The organism is Alcanivorax sp. HI0083 (genome assembly GCF_001635175.1).
In genome coordinates this window covers 1-369 of sequence record NZ_LWFX01000664.1, presented here as the reverse complement: position 1 = coordinate 369, position 369 = coordinate 1, and the positions used below count along the sequence as shown (strand labels likewise).

Sequence of the window (369 nt, the reverse complement as noted above, 5' to 3'; positions counted from 1 at the left end):
GGCGCGATACCAACCCTTACCGTGAAGATCATCCGCAGCATGAATTGGCTGTGGATATTGGCAGCTCTGCGTATAACCAGAACTGTGCAGCTTGTCATGGCCTGGAAGCCAAGTCGGGAGGTATAGCGCCTGATCTGCGAGAGCTGGAAAACGGTGATTACGGTGACGAATGGTACAAAGAACGGGTTGTAAATGGAGCTGTGCGCAATGGTCGCGTTCTGATGCCGAAAATGGCCGATTATCTCAGTCAGGAAGCTTTGTGGGCTATCCGAACCTGGCTTGAGACGGTCAGCATGGAAACAATGGGACAGTAAAATGCGATCTGTAATGGTGTTTCCCGGGCTATTGTTCCTTCTACTTATCAGTATA

Annotated in this window: 1 protein-coding gene; it reads left to right on the top strand. The window is 50.1% G+C overall.

Going from position 1 to position 369, the window contains the following annotated elements; all coding sequences use genetic code 11:
* Positions 1 to 314 (top strand): cytochrome c-550 PedF (gene pedF / locus A3754_RS06630; RefSeq protein WP_063519144.1); only part of this gene is annotated, 314 nt, incomplete at its 5' end.
* Positions 315 to 369 lie beyond the last annotated feature (55 nt).